Raw genomic sequence first — 20,075 nt, forward strand, 5'->3', positions numbered from 1 at the left:
CTTATGAAACGTATAAAATTACTTTTATTACTACTTGTTGGTAGCGTAACACTTACATCATGTGTTGTAAGAAATGAAATTGTACATGATGGTTTTGGAGATGATGGTTTTTCTTTACGCCAATATATTTCAAGTTATGATTTATGGTATGTAGATTATCACAAAACGACAGGTACAGGTGATGTTCCATTTTTGTCAAGAGCGTTTACCATTTCATTTTTAAATGGAACCATGTATGCAAACAATAATATTGTTGATATTGGTCGTACAGGAAACGGTTTAGGAATTGCAGTTGGAAGTTACGGAACTTATGGAACTGTATTAGAAACACGACACGATATTGACGGTTACTTTGAGTTTGAGGTAGTACAACTTTCTGACAATAGAATTCGAATTGATGATTTGTCACAAAACGTAAGCTATTATTTAGTAGGGTATCAAGTAAATACTTTTGATTATGATATGTTATTCTATAATAATATTGAATACTTTTTACAAGAATATGTAGCTTGGGAAAAGATTAATAAATATGGAGGAGTTGACAACCCTTTTGATTATGAAAATTACTTACAATTTACTCCAGAAAATGACGTGACATTCTATTCATCACACGATCCTTTTGGCACAAATATTGATTATATAAGTTGGGACTTTGTAGGAAGTTATATAGTCCGTAATGTTCAAGGCGAACAGAACCTTAAATATTTAACACTTAATTATGATAACGGAGATACTGAAGAATTTGACTTAACCGTTATTAATGATGGTGAGATAGAATTGTATCATGTAAATTCTCAAAGAACCTATGTTTTTTCTGGTAGAGGATTTATACAGTACAAAAAAGGTGAAGATACCACTAGTACTAAACCAGCTGTAAGGAATAGCGGTAGAAAACGTACTAAGATAGAAAGAGAAACAGTTCCGAAAAGGAAATAAAAATAAAGTTTGGTTAGTTGATTTTTGGTTGGTGTAGTAGCCAACTAAAAGGAACCGCTCCGTAAGGGGCGGTTTTTCATTTTATAATAGTTGCTTAACATAAAAAAGGTTACCTTTATACAAAACAAAAAACCATGCAACAAACTGCTTTAATTACAGGAGCAACCTCAGGTATTGGTAAGGCAACTGCTCAACTTTTTGCTAAAAATAATATCAACTTAATTCTTTGTGGTAGACGTATTGAAAAGCTTCAACAATTACAACAAGAACTATCACAATTTACCAAAGTACATATACTTCAATTTGATGTTCGCTATAACGATGACGTAAAAAAAGCAATTAACAGTTTACCTGATGAATTTAAACATATAAACATTCTTATTAACAATGCTGGTAATGCTCATGGGTTAGATAGCTTTCAAAATGGAAATATAGACGATTGGGATGCCATGATTGACGGAAATGTAAAAGGGCTTTTATATGTTTCAAAAGCTGTTATTCCTCAAATGGTAGAGCGTAACAACGGATTTATCTTAAATATCGGTTCTATTGCTGGAAAAGATGTATACCCTAACGGAAATGTGTATTGTGCATCAAAGTTCGCTGTAAACGCTTTAAACAAAGGAATGCGCATAGATTTAAATCAACATAACATTCGTGTGTGTGCTATTCATCCAGGATTGGTAGAAACCGAGTTTTCTGAAGTTCGTTTCAAAGGAGATTCTGAAAGAGCAAAAACCGTGTATCAAGGATACAAAGCGCTACAACCTGAAGATATTGCAGATATTATCTATTTTGTAGTTACGCGTCCGTATCATGTAAATATTGAAGATTTAATCGTATACCCTACAGCGCAAGCCAGTGCAACTATTGTGAACAAAAATGCTTAAGTTGTGATTAACAAGCGTCTTTTAATTAAAAACTTGCTGTCGCATAACGACGAAAATAGTTTTTATGATAAAAAACAAAAGTTATCCTTAGGTTCTAAAGAAGGAAAAGCAAAGTTTATCAAACATATTTGCGCGCTTTCTAACTCTAACCCTAATAACAATTCATACATTATTATTGGTGTTGAAGATGAGGAAAATAAGATTATTGGCGTAGATTTTTACGATGATAGTAAAATTCAAAATTTGGTAAATGCCTATTTAAACAATCCTCCAAAAATAGAATATGAAAACGTTCCTTTTCCTCGCCTACAGCGTCATAAAGTAATTGGATTAGTAACCATTTACCCTAACAATTTAATTACTTCCTTAGCTAAAAACGCATGGAAATACCGTAGAGGATCCATTTTTTATCGCAGAGGAAGCAACTCTATGCCTGCTGAAGATGTTTTTGAACTTAAAAACAATAACCAAGCAATTGTTGAAGCTATTGAAAAAAACGCCAGAAACAACATACAACTTACTTTAGATGGTGTTTTTGATTTTATTAATAAACATAAGCCAGAGTACAATCCGAGATACAAAGTATTTAACGAGCAATTTGTACTGTGTTGGGCAGGAAAAAAGAAACTAATTAATGGTGAAGAATTTTTTACTCGAGTAGACATTGAGTTAGTTAATGAACAAGTTCGTTTGTTCTTTTCTTCGTTAGATGATGTACAAATTAGCTATAATGAGCAATCATTTATAATTACCGAATACATCGTTTTAGGTATTGATAAAACTGAAAAACGCTATCCGTTAGAAAAAACAATCATTAATTTTAAAGACAACGGAAAGCACGATATTGTTACCGAATTTTTATTTGAGGCGCCTCAATATGATAGTAACATTTTACAACTCATTTACAACAACAACAATAGTATTATAGCAAAAATTGTAAAACACAAGCCGCTATCGGTTACTGAGCATGAAGATGTATTTAGGCTTCCTACTTCCTACTTAATTTGCTATTTAAATGGGTTTTTAAACGCTCCTTTACAATTAAAAAAGGCAAAAAACTATATTAAAAACTTAGAAGATAAAACCACCTATATTAAATACAAAGAAGCGATGCGAGTAATACGTAAGGTGAAGTATAGTTAAAACCTTCTTTACTTACAAAAACATTAGCTCAATTTTTTATAATGATGTTCTCTATGATATTTAACAAACTCTTTATCTATAATATGCTTTGGATGTACTTTTAAAATTACCCCATCTATTCCTAAGATATTAAAATTATCATCAATTGATATAATCCCTAAGTCAAACATTGTATGATGATTAGGGCATAAGCATAAAATATTTTCTTTGGTATCAGGTCCATTATGGGGCTTTCCCAAGGCTTTGATATGTGCTGCTTCAGAATAACTAGTAACTTGGCTTTTTATTTGAATTCCACAAACTTGACAAGCATCATTATATAATTCTTTTATGTACTGAGCTATTCTAGTTTCTCTAATAACTCTACTTACAAAATATTTTTGCCGTACAGTTGAACCATAATTTGAAACAGGTTCACTAACTGTATTCCTTTTAACTTCGTCTAGTAGGTTTATTTTATTACTTATTTTTTCTAATCTAAATCTCCAAATTACATAACCACTTTTCCCTTTATCACGCCAATAATCTTTAACTAAAAACAGTCCATCATATCTATATCCCTCTTCTGGAGAAAATTTTGACTGCTTATTATACCCCCTAATTACTCTTACTGGTAATCCTTTTTCACAAGAAATAGCTAATGCTTTATTTCCTCTTGTTAAGGTTTGATCAGCAACTTGAACTTTTGAATTATTACTTCTACCTCCATGCCCTGTATATATAATAATATTACCCAAATCTTCATCATCTTCATAACCTCCAGAAATCACAATTGAATCTGATCCTTCATTTTCAGAACCACTAATTCCAGCTTGAGTCGGCCTATGAACTTTAGAAATAGAAAGATCTATCCTATTATCAAAAGAATCTCCTTCAAAAATCCCTTTTATTTCACCAAATATCCTCTTTTTCATACAAATTTGTTAAATTTCAACAATCAACCCATTATAACAAAGTCAATTACCTAAATCGTACTATCTCATCACCAATTGAATAATCGTAATTATTCCAATCAACAAGATAAAAGACAACGACAGACTCCTAAATTTATCTTGTGGTATGTGAGCTAATATTTTCTTTCCGATAAATGAACCTACCAAACCAATAAAAAATAAAAAAGGCACATATTTTAAATCGTGATCATGAATATAACCGTTTTGATAATACACAAAAGTTCTTGAAAAATCGATCATAAAATCTATAAAAGCAGAAGTTGCTATAAACACACTTTTTTCTAAATTAAAAGCTGCCATAGTTAACCCTCTAATGGCTCCACCAGTACCTAACAATCCAGCAGAAAATCCTGACAGAGCACCACCTACAACAGCATTTTTTCTGTTAGGAGAAAAAGAAAACTTATTTCTAATCAAGAAAAAAGCACTAAATGCTACTAAAAAAACACCTAAAAATATTTCTAAATATATACTGTTTAAATGTTTTGATAATACACCTCCCAAGATTACAAAAACCACTGAAGGAACTCCTATGTTTATTAATAACTTCTTATCTAATCCTTTTTTGAACAAAAAGATTTTACTCACATTACTCGACAAGTGAAAAATAGCTGTAAGTCCTAAAACGGAATAAAAATCGAAATAAAAATTTCCTAACGGAACAAAGAAAACAGAAGAACCAAATCCACCTATTGTTCCAATTATTTCAGCCACTAAAGCTAGTAGTAAAAATATAAAGTTAATATCTTTCATTTGCACCTTTTAAGTAACGAAGGTACTTGGTTTTATATTAAGAATCAATCTATGTTTTAGGTAAAAAATAACCCTTGAAATTATCAAGGGTTAGAATTTTTTTACTTTCCTCCATTTAATGTTTCTTGCCAACCTTTAAGCTCTTGCCATTTTCCTTCTGAAGCTAGCTGAGCTTGTTTTGGCCATGTATCTGGTTTATGAATTTTATAACGATCTCCCCCACTATTTAATACTTCTCGACATTTTTCTACAGATGTTTCTCCTAATTTTTTCCATGTATCAATTCCAAAATTGTGAAAAAGACTTTCTATTTTGGGTCCAATACCTTCCACTATTTTCAAGTCATTTTCTTTTATCTTTTTACCAAAAATTTTCTTTACTAATGCACTATCAAAAGAAGTTTCTGTACTTTTTCTTGCAAATTTTAAATCTGTTTCTAAGTTTGAGTTATTCTCTCTACAAGTTCGTAAACTAGCTTCTAATTTTGCAATTTTATTCTTCAAAAGAACAATCTCATCTTCTTTTATGTTTTTACAAGATAATTTCCCTATCAAAAAGCCAAAAAAAGCAGTAATAAGTCCTACTAATAATGGAATTAATATACACCAATTCATAGTTTCTGTTTTAAATTTATTTTAGTTGATTCCTGATTTTTATCGTTATGTATTACATGTTGTTGTTTTTCAATAGCACAATAATGTTTCTTACAACATAAATACCAACACAACAAAGTACCTACTACAATAGTTAAAAAAATACCATACAAATATGTTGATCTCTTACTCATTTAAAACATCTTAATTTACTGATTGTTAATTTATTAAAAATTATTTAATCTATTAAGAGATTTTTAAGAACTCATCTTAAATAATTGTTAAGCATCAATTTTTATTGAAACGTTTATTTGAAACAAGCGTCTTTTAGCTGTAACCTAATCTTAAAATAAAAACGTAACATCATGAAAAAATTTGTATTAACTGCTTTAGCAATCGCTTTATCTTTCGGAACTATTACTGCTGCTTCAACTTCATATGAAGCTCCTGTTAAAACTAACCTTGAATACTCCAACGTAAGTACTTTTTGTAAATTAATTAGAGCTGGAAACTTTGAAGCTGTAAAAGCTATGGTTGAAAACGGAACAGATATTAACAGAAAATCTGTAGGATTAACTCCATTAATGTTTGCTGCCAGATATAACAAGGCAGAAATTGTTCAATTATTAATTGATAATGGAGCTAAATTAAAAGTAAAATCAGAAAGAGGATATACTGCCTTAGAATATGCTAAAATGTCGAAAGCACACGAAGCTTATAAAGCTATTGCGGCGGCTTTAGAAAAATAGTATAACCAACAACTTAGATAAAAACAAAAAGTCTCATCGAAATGATGAGACTTTTTTATGTTTTGAAAACTGTGTTTTCTTATAAATCGAACTTAATTCCTTGTGCTAAAGGTAATTCATCAGAATAATTTACAGTGTTAGTCTGACGACGCATGTACACTTTCCAAGCATCAGATCCAGACTCACGTCCACCTCCTGTTTCTTTTTCACCACCAAAAGCTCCACCAATTTCAGCTCCAGAAGTACCAATGTTTACGTTAGCAATACCACAATCAGACCCTGCAAATGATAAGAATTTTTCAGCTTCTTTCATTTCATTTGTCATGATTGAAGAAGATAATCCTTGCGCAACTCCGTTTTGTAATTCAATAGCATTTTCAACACCACCTGAATACTTCATTAAGTATAAAATCGGAGCAAATGTTTCGTGTTGAACAATTTCAAAATGGTTTTCTGCTTCAATAATTGCTGGCTTTACATAACATCCACTTTCGTAACCTTCTCCTTCTAAAACTCCTCCTTCAACTAATACGTTTCCTCCTTCAGCTTTTGCTTTTTCAATAGCAGCTAAATAAGTATTTACTGAATCTTTATCAATTAATGGTCCAACGTGATTATTTTCATCTAATGGGTTTCCAATCTTAATTTGACCGTAAGCTCCAACAATCGCATCTCTTACTTTATCGTATACAGATTCGTGGATGATTAAACGACGTGTTGAAGTACAACGTTGACCACAAGTACCTACAGCTCCAAATACAGCTCCAGGAACTACTACTTTTAAGTCAGCTGTTGGAGTAATGATAATTGCATTGTTTCCTCCTAATTCTAATAAAGATTTACCGAAACGCTCAGCAACTTTAGTACCAACAATACGTCCCATTCTTGTAGAACCAGTAGCTGATACTAAAGGAATACGTGTATCTTCAGTAATGTATTCACCAACTTTATAATCTCCATTAACGATACAAGAAATTCCTTCTGGTAAATTGTTAGCTTTTAAAACCTCAGCTATAATATTTTGGCAAGCAACTGAACATAAAGGAGCTTTTTCTGAACCTTTCCACACACATACATTACCACAAATCCAAGCTAAAGCTGTATTCCAAGACCAAACTGCCACTGGGAAGTTAAATGCTGATATAATACCAACAACTCCTAATGGGTGCCATTGCTCTCTCATTACGTGTCCTGGTCTTTCTGAAGGAATTACTTGTCCGTTTAATTGACGAGATAAACCTACAGCAAAATCACAGATATCAATCATTTCTTGAACCTCACCTAAACCTTCTTGGTAAGATTTACCCATTTCGTAAGAAACTAACTTACCTAACGGCTCTTTTAACTCTCTTAATTTGTTTCCAAATTGACGTACAATTTCTCCACGCTGAGGTGCAGGCATTGTTCTCCAGCTTTTAAATGCTGAAGTAGCAGCATCCATCACTTTTTCGTAATCTTCTTTGGTAGAAGCTTTTACTTTTCCTATTAACTTTCCATCTACTGGTGAATATGATTCTATAATTTCACCGTTTGAAAAGTTTACTGAACCTGTTGAAGTTCCTTCATTTATCTCTTTTAATCCTAAAGTAGCTAATGCTTCTTTGATACCAAAATCTGCCATATTTTATATTGTAATTTTAGTTGTTTAAATTTAAAGCTCAAAACTACGAATAATTTTACAATTAATAAATTAAACAAACAGTGTTGTTTTTGTTTAAAAATTAACAAATAATCATGAAAAACATTTACCTACTACTTTCTTTACTGTTGTTTTTATCAGCATGTAATACACCTAAAAAAACTTCTAATGAACAAAAAGACACTCCTATAAATGAATTTGCAATTATTATTCATGGAGGTGCTGGTACAATTCTGAAAAAGAATATGACTCCTGAAAAAGAAGCTGCTTATAAAGCTAAATTAGAAGAAGCAGTTAGAACTGGATATGAGATTTTAAAAAATGGTGGTTCTAGCGGTGATGCTGTTGTAAAAACCATTCAGGTAATGGAAGAATCTCCTTTGTTTAATGCAGGAAAAGGAGCTGTTTTTACCCATGAAGAAACTAATGAATTAGATGCTTCATTTATGGATGGAAAAACACTGAACGCTGGTGCAGTTGCTGGAGTAAAAGATATAAAAAGCCCTATTGAAGCTGCTAGAATAGTAATGACAAACTCAGATCATGTTATGTTATCTGGTTCTGGTGCTTCTCAGTTTGCTAAAGAACAAGGGTTAGAAATTGTAGACCCGAGTTATTTTTATACCGAAAATCGCTTTAAATCTTTACAACGAATTAAAGGCAAAGAAAAAACAGCATTAGATCATGATGATAAAGAAGCTTCTTTTCATGATGCTGATATTAAAAATAGTAAGTTTGGTACTGTAGGTTGTGTAGCCTTAGATAAAAATGGAAATATTACTGCGGGAACTTCTACAGGAGGAATGACTAACAAACGTTGGGGACGTATTGGAGATTCTCCTATTATTGGTTCGGGTACCTATGCAAATAATAAAACTTGTGGTGTTTCTTCAACTGGTTGGGGTGAATACTTTATACGCTCTCAAGTAGCTTATGATATTTCTGCTCAAATGGAATATCAACAAAAATCATTAAAAGAAGCTACTAAAGATGTTATTCAAAACAAATTAACCAAACTTGGTGGAACAGGTGGTGTTGTTGCACTTGATAAAAATGGTAATATGTCTTTTGAATTTAATACTGCTGGAATGTACAGAGCTTCAATGAATGATAAAGGTGATTTAATCATTAAGATTTACAACGATTAAAACTGATAATTTAAACCTGTATAAACACCTATAAAATATGGCTGAAACCCATTTGAATCATTTTTAAATGTATTTAACTGGGTTTTTAGCATTGGGTTAATATTTAAAGACCATTTTTTACTGAACTTATAATTAAGGTCTACCCCTAAATTTCCACTAAAATTAATAGAGTTTAAGTTATTAGCTTCACCAGAAGTAGAAAAATTCGTGGTATTAAGAGTTACATCATTTTTATTTAAAAACAACGAACTAAAACCAACTACTAATTCTGTTTTAAGCTTTTTCCCTTCTAAGAAATTGTATTTTATTTGTACAGGAACTTCTACATACCCATATTTTTGATTTAACTCTCCATCAAGGCTTCCTGAACTTATAGATACTGAACTTGTACTAAAATCTGTTTGAGAAGTATCGTTTAATGAATAACTTTCACCAGAACTAAAAACTACGTTAGAGCTACTTGATTTTACAGGGTTTACAGCTACATTAGTATTAGAGTACCCCATTTCTTGTAAATGAATTCCTGATTGAAGTGTCCATTTTTTATTTAATTGATAAGCCACTTGAACTCCATACGAATAACTTGTATTTCCCTTTGTTGAATTTGATAAGCTTGCATCTATTGGAGATGATTCAGAAAATGAATTCGAGTTTAATATTGCTACTGTTGGTGAAACAGACCAAGACTTCTTTTTTTCTTCCTCTTCATTTTCCACTTTTTCTTCATTTACAACAGCTAAAAAGTCTTTTTTAGGTTTTAAAACCTTATTAATTGTATCATTTTCTTTTTTCAAAAAGGTGTTTTCTTTCTTTTTAAAAACTGGCAAGCTATTTTCAAGCTTGCCAGTAAGTTGCTCTTGTTTCACAACATCATTTTTTGCTAGTAAAGCCCCTTCAACTACTTTACTTGCTATGTTGTTGCTATCTTTTCCTTGCAACTCTTTTTTGCTAACCTTCACAACATGATTAGCGGTTAAAACTTCATTCTCATGAAGCTTTTCTTTAAATATTCTTTTCTTTTTCGTTTCTTCTTTTACAATAACTATTTCTTGCGAATTTTCTTTTATTGGTTCAGTTAATAAAATATCTTTTAGATCATCTTTTTTATTTTCTTCAGGTTTTAATGATTCTGATTCAACAATTACTGGATCTATTTTTTCTAAATTCTCTTGTTTATCAATATAAGGATACAATAAAAGTCCTAAAACAAATACTGCAGCAACCACTCCTGAAAACCACCAAATAGGAAAAACACGATGTTTTTTCTTTTTTTGCAGTTTTTCTTCAATAGCGCTCCATACTTTTTCGTTTGGAGTAACCTCCAAATCTTTAAATCTTTCTTGAAAAAGTCTATCGATGTTTTTTTCTTCCATCATTTATGCCTTTTGCGCTGTTGCTTGATACACTTCTACCTCTTTTTTTAATAATTGACGTGCTCTTGATAAATTAGATTTTGACGTTCCTTCAGTAATATTTAATAATGATGCTATTTCTTTATGCGAGTAATTGTCTAACACATATAAGTTAAAAACTAAACGATATCTATCTGGTAAATTTTGAATAAACCCTAATAACACATCCACATTTACACTTTCTGTTTCAAGTACAACTTCTTCTTCTAATTCTTCACTCACCCCTTCTGTTACCAATTGTAAAGGCGATTTCTCTCTATATTTTTGTAAAGCTGTATTTATAGTTATTCGCTTCATCCATCCTTCAAAAGATCCTTGACCTTTGTATTGAGATATCTTTTTAAAAATGGTTAAAAAGCTGTCTTGCAACGTATCTTCTGCATCTTGATAATTTTGAGAATACTTTAAACAAAGCGCAAAAAGTTTACCAGAAAATAACTGATAAACTTGAGCTTGAGCTGCTATATTTTGACGACAGCATTCTTGTATGAGTTTCTCTAAATTGATGTTACAAATTTACTGGAATTACCACTTCTTCGTAAACATCTTCTCCTTCTTCATTTTTACCTTTCCAAAACTTGAATACATAATCTTCTACTTGTGTTGCTTCAACAGTAAAAGCGTACTCTTCTTCTCTAAGTTCTTCAGTACAAGCTCCATCAAGATTTACTATAGCTGTACCAGCAACTATTCTAGTGGTATCAACCTTTTGGTAGTACAATCCATCAAAAGCATAACAACTATTAGGTAGTGTATATTTTATTTTAATAGTATCTACCTCACCGAAGGTAAAGCTCTCAGGAGTTTCGGCACTGTCAATCTTTAAAAACTCATATCTAAAATTAGGTCCATCATCGTCTAAACAAGAATAAAACGTAAACACACTCAAAAAAAGAATCAAAAATTTTTTCATTACTTATATTTTACTGATTTATCTACTAGATGAAAAAAAATTAAAAAGGTTGCGTGTAATACTTGTATTTTTGTCAAAGTTTATGAAAAGTACCGTTTTTAACATAAAATCTACTGAAGATTTCAAGAATATAGCACTGCAAGTTTTTAAGCATCAATTTGCTAATAACAAAGTATATCGCTCTTTTTGCGATTTAATCTATGTTCATCCTTCTGATGTACATACTATTGAACAAATTCCATTTTTACCTATTCAGTTTTTTAAAACTCGTGAAGTACTTTCATCTACTGATGAAATTCAAGAAACCTTTACAAGTTCTGGAACTACAGGAAGTACAACTAGTAAACATTTAGTAACTGACTTATCATGGTATGAAACTAGTTATTTAAAAGGTTTTGAACATTTTTATGGTAACATCGAAAATTATGTAGTATTAGCTTTGTTGCCAAATTATTTAGAACGCAAAGGATCTTCTTTAATTTACATGGTTGATGATTTAATTAAGCGTTCTCAACACTCGGAAAGCGGATTCTACCTCAACAATCTTAATGAGTTAGCACAAAAGCTTAAGTTCCTAGATACCCAAGGAAAAAAAGTACTTTTAATTGGTGTTTCTTTTGCTTTGCTCGACCTAATAGAGCAATATGACTTCAACCTTTCTAATACTATTATTATGGAAACTGGAGGTATGAAAGGGAGAAGAAAAGAACTTATTCGTAACGAATTACACACTATTTTAAGTAACGGATTTGGTGTGAAAAATATACATTCCGAATATGGAATGACAGAATTATTAAGTCAAGGATATTCAAAAGGGAATGGTCTTTTTAACTGTCCACCTTGGATGCAAATTCTAACTCGTGATCCTGAAGATGCTTTAACTATTTTACCAAAAGGAAAATCAGGAGGAATTAATGTGATTGATTTGGCAAACTATAATTCTTGCTCATTCATAGCAACACAAGATTTAGGAAAAGTATATCAAGACAATAGTTTTGAAATCATTGGACGTTTTGATAATTCTGATATTAGAGGTTGTAACTTGATGGTTTTATAATTTTTTATCTTAAACTATTAAAAACAACAATTTTAATACTTTCATTTTGTAATACTTACAGCTTTTCGTCGACTACTTTCTAAATTAGTAGACGATGAAAAATACCATTACTCTTCTTTTACTTATCATTTCAAGTGCTTTATTCTCTCAAAAAACAGAATATTACCTTAAAAAAGGATATATAGCCGAAGGTTATGATGTTGTTTCTTATTTTAACAAGAAACCACTTGAGGGAAATAAAAAATATCAATCAATTTATGATGGTGTAAAATTTAAGTTTTCTTCAGAAAAAAATTTAGCCTTGTTCAAAGAAAATCCAACAAAATACATCCCACAATATGGAGGCTATTGTGCCTATGCAATTGGAAAAACAGGCGAAAAAGTAAGTATTAATCCTAAAACCTTCGAAATTAGAGACGGTAAACTATATCTCTTCTATAACTCCTGGGGGACCAATACATTAAAACTATGGTTAAAAGAAAACCCTGAGCAATTAAAAAAACAAGCAGATATCAACTGGAAAAAAAGAATTCGTAGATAAATCCTTTGTATCTAAAATTTTCAGTTCTTTTTTATTCTTACTTTTGGTAGATAAAAAACATCTATGAACAATTTTTCTTTTTTTAACCGAGCCAATATTCAGCAAGAATTACAAACAACTGAGTTCGATATTTTAGTAATTGGCGGTGGAATAACGGGTGCAGGTATTGCTTTAGATGCGGCATCACGCGGAATGAAAGTCGCCCTAATTGAAAAAAATGATTTCGCTTCGGGTACTTCAAGTAAATCAACTAAACTTATCCATGGTGGATTGCGATACCTTAAACAATTTGATTTTTGGTTGGTAAAAGAAGTAGGCACCGAACGTGCCATTGTTCATAAACTAGCGCCACATTTGGTAATTCCTGAAAAAATGATTTTACCTTTAATTGAAGGTGGAACTTACGGTTCGTGGTTAACCTCTATTGGACTTAAAGTTTACGATGTTTTAGCTTCTGTTGAGGGAGACGATAAACGTAAAATGCTTGATAAAAAGGAAGCGTTAGAAAAAGAACCTTTGTTACCTGAAGATATTTTAAACGGAGCAGGTTTTTATGCTGAATATCGTACCGATGATGCGCGCTTAACTATAGAAGTGTTAAAAACAGCAAGTCAATATGATGCGCAAATACTAAACTATACGAATGCAGATGAATTTATTTATGAAAATAAACGTGTAGTAGGCGCTAAAGTAACCGATGTTTTTACTAATGAAAGCTATGATATCAAAGCTAAATATGTCGTAAATGCTGCAGGACCTTGGGTTGATGAATTGCGTCAAATAAATAACTCCAAAATTGGAAAACGTTTACACTTAACAAAAGGAGTGCATTTGGTAGTTCCGCATGAAAAATTACCTGTAAAACAATCCGTATATTTTGATATTCCTGATGGTCGTATGATGTTTGCTATTCCTCGTGGAAAAGTAACCTACTTTGGAACTACTGATACCAATTATCAACAAGACAAAGATTCAGTAGAAACCTCAATGGTAGATGCTTTGTATTTAATTGAAGCAGTTAATAATATGTTTCCTGATATTCATTTAACGATAGATGATATTCAGTCTTCATGGGCAGGATTACGTCCGTTAATTCATGAAGAAGGAAAATCAGCTTCAGAATTATCTCGTAAGGATGAAATTTTTGTTTCTGACACAAAATTAATATCAATAGCTGGAGGAAAATTAACAGGTTACAGAAAAATGGCTGAACGTATTGTAGATATCGTTGCTAAAAAAATGAAACGTCGTTTTGAGGTAGATTTCGACCCTATACAAACTGAAGAAATTGTGTTAGCTGGTGGACCATTTCAAAATTATAAATCGGTAAAATTATATAGCAATCAGGTTTATAAACGTATAAAATCGTTTGGTTTTACTGAAAAAGATGCCAATTATTTGGTGCATAACTACGGAAAGCAGACCGAACTTATTTTAGATAAGTTTGATGAGTTAGAAGAAGAAAACCTTGAAAAACGTTTATTACAAGCTGAAATTTGGTTTACGACTAAACACGAAATGACTTGTACTCCTACGGACTTTTTTATGAGAAGAACTGGTCGCTTGTTTTTTGATAAACCTAGTGTTGATATCCATAAAAACTTTGTAATACAAGAATTTGCTAAACGTTTTAACTGGAATAATGAAACAACTTTATTACACAAAAAAGAACTAGAAGAAAAAATAAATTTAGTAGTAAATTTTAACTAGTTTCTTATCTAAAAAATTGTCATAGAATCATATCTTTGGCGGCTTCAAAAGCCTTACTATACAAAAGGCTTTTACTTTAAATTTTTTAGTAATATGAAACAACTGGTATTCGTCTTTTTTTTATTTGTTACTCTTATAGCTAAAAGTCAAACTAATATTATTTCTAATTCTGATTTCAATAATATTAAAATCAATAATATCACCTTGAGTGATTTAAAAAAAACGCTTGGAAAACAAACGAAGATAGAATCTTTGTTAGGTACTTCTAATTCTTATGAAGATAATGGCTTTTACTATTATTATAAATTCAATGGATTAAAAATTGATTTTTCTACTTCTGGAAGAAAACCTTACATTGAATCGTTTGATGTTTTAAATAATGAAGCTAGTTTTACTATTAAAGGTATTACAGTAACTGTAGGAGACCCTATTAGTAAATTAGGAACTATTGACCTAAGTACTGGTAGAAATGGTGATAAAAGCATTTTATTTGCTGAATGTGATAGTTGTGATGTTTTTATTAATATTGACTTCGATCAAACAACAAAAAAGATTACAAAAATCAATTATTTTGATATGTCTTAATTGATATTACAGTTAAAAAACACATACAAAAAACCCCTGAAACTAAGTTTCAGGGGTTTTTAATTATTTTACTACTCTATTTTTTCATGTTCTTCCAAATCTTTTGTCAGGTCTAACTTTCGAAGGGTTGGATTTAAAATTCCCGTAGTTACGACCGTAATTAAAGTCATCGTTCCACCAAAAACAACGGCTGTTACTGTTCCCATTAATTTTGCTGTTACTCCGCTTTCAAAAGCACCTAATTCATTAGAAGAACCAACAAACATAGAGTTTACTGAAGCCACTCTACCACGCATATGATCGGGTGTTTTTAATTGTAAAATCGTTTGACGAATAACCATCGAAACTCCATCAGTAACTCCACTAAAAAACAACGCTACAATAGAAATCCAAAAAACAGACGATAATCCAAAAACTATGATACAAACTCCAAAGCCAAAAATAGCTGCTAAGAGCTTCATTCCTGCATTTCTACTAATAGGTATATAAGCCGTTACCAACATTGTTAAAAATGCACCTACAGCAGGTGCAGCACGTAATACACCAAACCCTTCAGGACCTACTTTTAAAATATCTTGTGCATACACTGGTAATAAAGCTACAGCCCCACCAAACAATACCGAAATCATATCTAACGTAATGGCTCCTAAAATTGCTTTTGTCTTATATACAAAACGAACTCCTTCTTTTAAACTTTTCATGACTGGCTCACCAATCTTCGGATTTAAAATTGGTTTCTTTTTGATAAAGAAAACGGTTAAAAATGATACAGAAACCAGTCCAAAAACAATACACAAAGACCAATGCACACCAATCCAAGAAATGGTTAAACCTGCAAAAGCAGGACCTAATACTGAGGCTATTTGCCATGTAGAACTACTCCATGTTGCCGCATTTGGATATAATTTTTTTGGAACAATTAAAGCGATTAATGAAAAAATTGTTGGTCCGAAAAAAGATCGTAACAATCCACCAAAAAATACCAATGCATAAATTGCATACAGAATAGTTTTTTGTTCCCATCCTTCAACAAAACTAGGTAAGGTTAAAAAGAATAAACCTAAACTTATGAGAGAAAATAACCCAATACATAAAGCAAGTAAGTTTCGTTTCTCCTTTTGATCAACAATATGCCCTGCAAACAATGCCATGGATACAGCTGGAATTACTTCCATCAATCCAATAATACCTAATGATAACGGATTTTTTGTGATGCTGTACACTTGCCACTCAATTATGATAAATTGCATAGACCAAGCAAATACCAAAGCAAAACGGACTAAAAGAAAAATGTTGAACTCTTTAATTCTGAGGGAAGCGTAGGGATCTTTTTTTTCCATGGATTAATTCAATTTCAAATCCATTAAAATGGAGAACGTTTCATTTACATCACGTTCTTTTACCACAATGGTCATTTCATGAGTGGTAGATATTACTTCTTGTACAGCAATATTAGCCCATGCAAATTGCTTTAAAATAAAGTAATAAATTCCTGATTGATCTAAATTTTCTTTTGGAAGCTTTAACGTGATTGACGCTAAATCGTTCACATTATTAATTAATGTTTCTTTCTTAAAAATTTCTTCAACATAGGGTTGTAAATTTTTACTAGTAACAATGTTTGTTTCAAAGATTCCTTGTGAAACGGTTAAGAAATAATCGTTACTATCAGCAGACTTGCTTAAAATTTTAGCAATTTCTTTTAGTAATGAAGTGGTATTTTTAAATGTAAAATCGCACAAATCTGAACGTACAATTACATCACCTAAATTTAATGCTAGTCGTTTAATGTTTTTACGAACTCTCAATTCATTTGCTGGAGATAGCCTATTAATTGCCATCATTACCGCACCAACTTTTACTTCTTTCTTTAAAAGCTTTGAAACTTCTGGTAAGATTTCTCTTGCTAATGAAGATACATTTATTAACTTTTCATTTAAAGCCTCTTCTATAAAAGGCGTTTTTCTGATAGTAATTTCAACAGCTTCTTGAATTGTTTTCATCTGTTTAATTTTAATTATTCCTTAGGGTCAGATGTAATTCGCCAATAATTATCTCAATAGGTTTTAAGAGTTGTTATGGCTCATTTCATAATTGTTTGTTTTTAAACTAAAAGTAATAAAAATATAATAATTAGTAATTTTATACCTTTATTTATTTTTCATCAAAAATTTAACAAAAATATTTACTAATCAGATTTTTAAATTAACTTTGTTATTATTTTTTTATACAAAACCTATAAACAACTCAATTATAGAAGCGATTGATGGGGCTTCTTAATTCATTTTAAGAAGGATTATTTGTACAAATGCAAACAACTAATCTAATCTATTTGTTAACTTTAAAAACTCATCTTTCGCTTCTTTTTTGTCATATAAGACATTATATACAGCGTTTATAATTGGAGTTTTTGCACCGTTATTTTGATTAATTTGATATGCACTTTTAGTAGCATAATATCCTTCTGCGACCATACTCATTTCTAACATAGCAGATTTTACCGTATAACCTTTACCTATCATATTTCCAAACATTCTATTTCTACTAAATGTAGAATATCCTGTAACTAACAAATCACCTAAATAAGCTGAGTTGTTAATGTTACGCTTCATTTTATGTACTTTTTTAATAAAACGTTTCATTTCACGAATTGCATTACTCATTAGTACTGCTTGAAAATTATCTCCATAACCTAAACCATGAGCTATTCCTGCTGCAATTGCATAAATGTTTTTTAGCATTGCTGCGTATTCAGTACCTATAATGTCGTCGGAAATTTTTGTTTTTATATAGCGACCTGCTATTGATTTACTTAACTCTTTAGCCTTTTCTTCGTCTTGACACGCCAATGTTAAATATGATAAACGTTCCATCGCCACTTCTTCAGCATGACAAGGACCAGAAATAACTCCTATACTTTCATACGGAACATTATATGTTGTATGAAAATGTTCACCTACAATTAATCCTGATTCTGGAACAATACCTTTAATTGCAGAAAACACAACTTTATTTTCTAACGAAACATTCAATTTTTCTAACTCTTTGTTTAAAAAAGCAGATGGAATAGCAAAAATTAACACATCGTAATTTTCAATAATGTAATTCATATCATCTGACAAATCCAGTTGTTCTGGATGCAATTCAGCTGAACTTAAATAACTTGGGTTGTGTTTATTGCGTTTAATATGTTCAATTGCATACACACTACGCATATACCAACCAATAGTTTCTAAATTTTCGGATAACATTTTAACAATAGCAGTTGCCCAGCTTCCTCCTCCTAATACAGCTATTTTAGTTTGATTGCTCATAAGTAGTATTTGTTTGTATGACAAAATTAAGAAATCTATAAACTACTCTCTAATCTTAAACCTTATTATATTTGAATTTTAAAAAATTATTGAAACATATGAACGTACAAATTATAAACAAGTCCAAACATCAAACTCCTACATACGAAACAGAAGGATCTGCTGGAATGGATTTACGCGCTAATATAGACGAAGCAATTGTTTTAAAACCACTTGAAAGAGCTATTATTAAAACAGGTTTATTTATTGCGCTACCTGTTGGATATGAAGCACAAGTTCGTCCACGTAGTGGACTCGCTGCTAAGAAAGGAATTACCGTATTAAATTCTCCTGGTACAGTAGATGCTGATTATCGTGGTGAAATTGGAGTGATTTTAGTAAATATATCTAACGAAGATTTTATAGTAAATGATGGTGAGCGAATTGCGCAATTAGTTATTGCAAAACACGAACGAGTAAACTGGCAAGAAGTAGAAGTTTTAAACAAAACTGAACGTGGTGCTGGTGGTTTTGGTAGTACAGGAGTTTAAAATATCTATCTACAATTTTAGGTTTATGAATTAAAAAAAAGCTGTTCTTTTAAGAAGAACAGCTTTTTAAATAGTAATAGTTTGAACTTTAAATTTAAATTACTTATTCTTGATTTTCAATAGCTTCTTTAATTTTATTTTCAAGTTCGTCCATTAATTCAGGATTGTCTTTAATAACACCTTTTACAGCGTCTCTTCCCTGACCTAATTTTGTGTCTCCGTAACTAAACCAAGAACCACTTTTCTTTATAATTCCGTACTCTACACCAATATCTAAAACTTCACCTACTTTTGAAATTCCTTCACCATACATGATGTCAAATTCTGCTTGTTGGAATGGTGGAGCCACTTTATTTTTTACAATTTTAACTTTAGTACTGTTACCAATTACCTTATCGCCATCTTTAATTTGAGTTCTCTTACGAATATCTAAACGAACCGATGCGTAGAATTTTAAAGCATTACCACCTGTAGTTGTTTCTGGGTTACCAAACATAACTCCAATTTTTTCACGTAACTGGTTAATGAAAAATACCGTACAGTTAGTTTTACTAATTGTTCCTGTTAATTTACGTAAAGCTTGAGACATTAAACGTGCATGTAACCCCATTTTAGAATCTCCCATTTCACCTTCAATCTCAGACTTTGGTGTTAATGCTGCAACCGAGTCAATCACTACAATATCAATAGCACCTGAACGAATTAAGTTATCAGCAATCTCTAAAGCCTGCTCACCATGATCTGGTTGAGAAATAATTAAATTATCTACATCAACTCCTAAACTTTCAGCATAAAAACGATCAAAAGCATGTTCAGCATCAATAAAAGCTGCAATACCTCCTGCTTTTTGCGCTTCAGCAATTGCATGTATTGTTAAGGTTGTTTTACCCGATGATTCTGGTCCGTAAATTTCAATAATTCTTCCGCGTGGATAACCTCCAACTCCTAAAGCTAAATCTAAACCTAAAGAACCCGATGAAATAGCATCTACATCTTCTACTTGGCTATCGCCTAACTTCATTACCGTTCCTTTTCCATAGGTCTTATCTAGCTTATCTAGTGTAAGTTGAAGCGCTTTTAATTTCGCTTCTTTTTCTTTATCTGCTGCCATAAATCGTGCTAATTATTTTAATATATAAGAATGGCTAAGTTATGAAAAACTAACTTTAATTCCCCATCTTTTTATGTTACATTTTGTAATATTGTACT

The 20,075-nt window shown here is 31.3% G+C and carries 21 protein-coding genes; 10 read left to right on the forward strand and 11 right to left on the reverse strand.

All coding sequences use genetic code 11. The annotated features are described in order from the left end of the window. Positions 1 to 3: 3 nt before the first annotated feature. From C8N26_RS02470 to C8N26_RS02480, 3 genes are all read left to right on the forward strand, one after another. Complete coding sequence (locus C8N26_RS02470) at positions 4 to 936, forward strand: hypothetical protein (RefSeq protein ID WP_120185866.1); 933 nt, start codon at positions 4 to 6, stop codon at positions 934 to 936. Between the two features lie 134 nt (positions 937 to 1,070). Next, positions 1,071 to 1,826, forward strand: a complete 756-nt coding sequence (locus C8N26_RS02475) for an SDR family NAD(P)-dependent oxidoreductase (RefSeq protein WP_120185867.1) — start codon at positions 1,071 to 1,073, stop codon at positions 1,824 to 1,826. 3 nt (positions 1,827 to 1,829) lie between these two features. Continuing rightward, entirely contained in the window at positions 1,830 to 2,969 is a 1,140-nt protein-coding gene (locus C8N26_RS02480) for an ATP-binding protein (protein ID WP_120185868.1), read from the forward strand. Between the two features lie 23 nt (positions 2,970 to 2,992). Here C8N26_RS02480 and C8N26_RS02485 read toward each other — a convergent pair whose 3' ends face one another. From C8N26_RS02485 to C8N26_RS02495, 3 genes are all read right to left on the reverse strand, one after another. Further along, entirely contained in the window at positions 2,993 to 3,883 is an 891-nt protein-coding gene (locus C8N26_RS02485; RefSeq protein WP_028891594.1) for a YDG/SRA domain-containing protein, read from the reverse strand. Positions 3,884 to 3,943: 60 nt separating this feature from the next. Continuing rightward, complete coding sequence (locus tag C8N26_RS02490; protein WP_120185869.1) at positions 3,944 to 4,675, reverse strand: sulfite exporter TauE/SafE family protein; 732 nt, start codon at positions 4,673 to 4,675, stop codon at positions 3,944 to 3,946. Positions 4,676 to 4,776: 101 nt separating this feature from the next. After that, positions 4,777 to 5,289 (reverse strand): hypothetical protein, encoded by a 513-nt coding sequence (locus C8N26_RS02495; RefSeq protein WP_120185870.1) that lies wholly within the window; start codon positions 5,287 to 5,289, stop codon positions 4,777 to 4,779. A gap of 344 nt (positions 5,290 to 5,633) precedes the next feature. Here C8N26_RS02495 and C8N26_RS02500 point away from each other — a divergent pair, with 344 nt between their 5' ends. Continuing rightward, positions 5,634 to 6,017 (forward strand): ankyrin repeat domain-containing protein, encoded by a 384-nt coding sequence (locus C8N26_RS02500; RefSeq protein WP_028891597.1) that lies wholly within the window; start codon positions 5,634 to 5,636, stop codon positions 6,015 to 6,017. A 79-nt stretch (positions 6,018 to 6,096) separates the two neighbouring features. Here C8N26_RS02500 and amaB read toward each other — a convergent pair whose 3' ends face one another. Further along, on the reverse strand, positions 6,097 to 7,638 hold the full coding sequence (gene amaB, locus C8N26_RS02505) for an L-piperidine-6-carboxylate dehydrogenase (protein WP_120185871.1): 1,542 nt from the start codon (positions 7,636 to 7,638) through the stop codon (positions 6,097 to 6,099). A 113-nt stretch (positions 7,639 to 7,751) separates the two neighbouring features. On the opposite strand from amaB, the gene C8N26_RS02510 reads away from it, so the two are divergent. Then, positions 7,752 to 8,804, forward strand: coding sequence for an isoaspartyl peptidase/L-asparaginase family protein (locus C8N26_RS02510; protein WP_120185872.1), 1,053 nt, complete (start codon positions 7,752 to 7,754; stop codon positions 8,802 to 8,804). On the opposite strand, the gene C8N26_RS02515 is transcribed toward C8N26_RS02510, so the two are convergent. Genes C8N26_RS02515 through C8N26_RS02525 form a run of 3 tightly spaced genes read right to left on the reverse strand, consistent with a single transcriptional unit; the run spans position 8,801 to position 11,129 of the window. Continuing rightward, complete coding sequence (locus C8N26_RS02515; RefSeq protein ID WP_120185873.1) at positions 8,801 to 10,180, reverse strand: outer membrane beta-barrel protein; 1,380 nt, start codon at positions 10,178 to 10,180, stop codon at positions 8,801 to 8,803. The two genes, C8N26_RS02510 and C8N26_RS02515, sit on opposite strands and share 4 nt — an antisense overlap. Then, positions 10,181 to 10,732: an RNA polymerase sigma factor gene (locus C8N26_RS02520; RefSeq protein WP_317124620.1), complete on the reverse strand. Its 552-nt coding sequence runs from the start codon at positions 10,730 to 10,732 to the stop codon at positions 10,181 to 10,183. Then, the gene (locus tag C8N26_RS02525) at positions 10,725 to 11,129 is read right to left on the reverse strand and encodes a hypothetical protein (protein WP_120185875.1); all 405 of its coding nucleotides are present in this window, start codon (positions 11,127 to 11,129) and stop codon (positions 10,725 to 10,727) included. Before C8N26_RS02525 ends, C8N26_RS02520 begins: the two co-directional genes overlap by 8 nt. An 82-nt stretch (positions 11,130 to 11,211) precedes the next feature. Here C8N26_RS02525 and C8N26_RS02530 point away from each other — a divergent pair, with 82 nt between their 5' ends. The 4 genes from C8N26_RS02530 to C8N26_RS02545 all read left to right on the forward strand — a co-directional run bounded on the left by C8N26_RS02530 (position 11,212) and on the right by C8N26_RS02545 (position 15,022). Beyond that, positions 11,212 to 12,186: a LuxE/PaaK family acyltransferase gene (locus tag C8N26_RS02530; RefSeq protein ID WP_120185876.1), complete on the forward strand. Its 975-nt coding sequence runs from the start codon at positions 11,212 to 11,214 to the stop codon at positions 12,184 to 12,186. Between the two features lie 94 nt (positions 12,187 to 12,280). After that, the gene (locus C8N26_RS02535) at positions 12,281 to 12,727 is read left to right on the forward strand and encodes a YHS domain-containing (seleno)protein (protein ID WP_120185877.1); all 447 of its coding nucleotides are present in this window, start codon (positions 12,281 to 12,283) and stop codon (positions 12,725 to 12,727) included. 63 nt (positions 12,728 to 12,790) lie between these two features. Beyond that, positions 12,791 to 14,437, forward strand: coding sequence for a glycerol-3-phosphate dehydrogenase/oxidase (locus tag C8N26_RS02540; protein ID WP_120185878.1), 1,647 nt, complete (start codon positions 12,791 to 12,793; stop codon positions 14,435 to 14,437). A 93-nt stretch (positions 14,438 to 14,530) separates the two neighbouring features. Continuing rightward, positions 14,531 to 15,022 (forward strand): hypothetical protein, encoded by a 492-nt coding sequence (locus C8N26_RS02545; protein ID WP_028891606.1) that lies wholly within the window; start codon positions 14,531 to 14,533, stop codon positions 15,020 to 15,022. A gap of 71 nt (positions 15,023 to 15,093) precedes the next feature. On the opposite strand, the gene C8N26_RS02550 is transcribed toward C8N26_RS02545, so the two are convergent. From C8N26_RS02550 to C8N26_RS02560, 3 genes are all read right to left on the reverse strand, one after another. Next, entirely contained in the window at positions 15,094 to 16,362 is a 1,269-nt protein-coding gene (locus C8N26_RS02550) for an MFS transporter (protein WP_120185879.1), read from the reverse strand. Positions 16,363 to 16,365: 3 nt separating this feature from the next. Next, complete coding sequence (locus C8N26_RS02555) at positions 16,366 to 17,025, reverse strand: hypothetical protein (RefSeq protein ID WP_028891608.1); 660 nt, start codon at positions 17,023 to 17,025, stop codon at positions 16,366 to 16,368. A 315-nt stretch (positions 17,026 to 17,340) separates the two neighbouring features. Continuing rightward, on the reverse strand, positions 17,341 to 18,336 hold the full coding sequence (locus tag C8N26_RS02560; RefSeq protein ID WP_120185880.1) for an NAD(P)H-dependent glycerol-3-phosphate dehydrogenase: 996 nt from the start codon (positions 18,334 to 18,336) through the stop codon (positions 17,341 to 17,343). A gap of 98 nt (positions 18,337 to 18,434) precedes the next feature. On the opposite strand from C8N26_RS02560, the gene dut reads away from it, so the two are divergent. Continuing rightward, a complete protein-coding gene (gene dut / locus C8N26_RS02565; protein WP_120185881.1) occupies positions 18,435 to 18,866 on the forward strand; it encodes a dUTP diphosphatase in 432 nt (143 codons plus the stop codon). A gap of 103 nt (positions 18,867 to 18,969) precedes the next feature. Here dut and recA read toward each other — a convergent pair whose 3' ends face one another. Next, a complete protein-coding gene (gene recA, locus C8N26_RS02570; protein ID WP_028891613.1) occupies positions 18,970 to 19,977 on the reverse strand; it encodes a recombinase RecA in 1,008 nt (335 codons plus the stop codon). Between the last annotated feature and the right edge of the window lie 98 nt (positions 19,978 to 20,075).

The sequence above is a fragment of the Tenacibaculum lutimaris genome, from assembly GCF_003610735.1.
Classification (GTDB): domain Bacteria; phylum Bacteroidota; class Bacteroidia; order Flavobacteriales; family Flavobacteriaceae; genus Polaribacter; species Polaribacter lutimaris.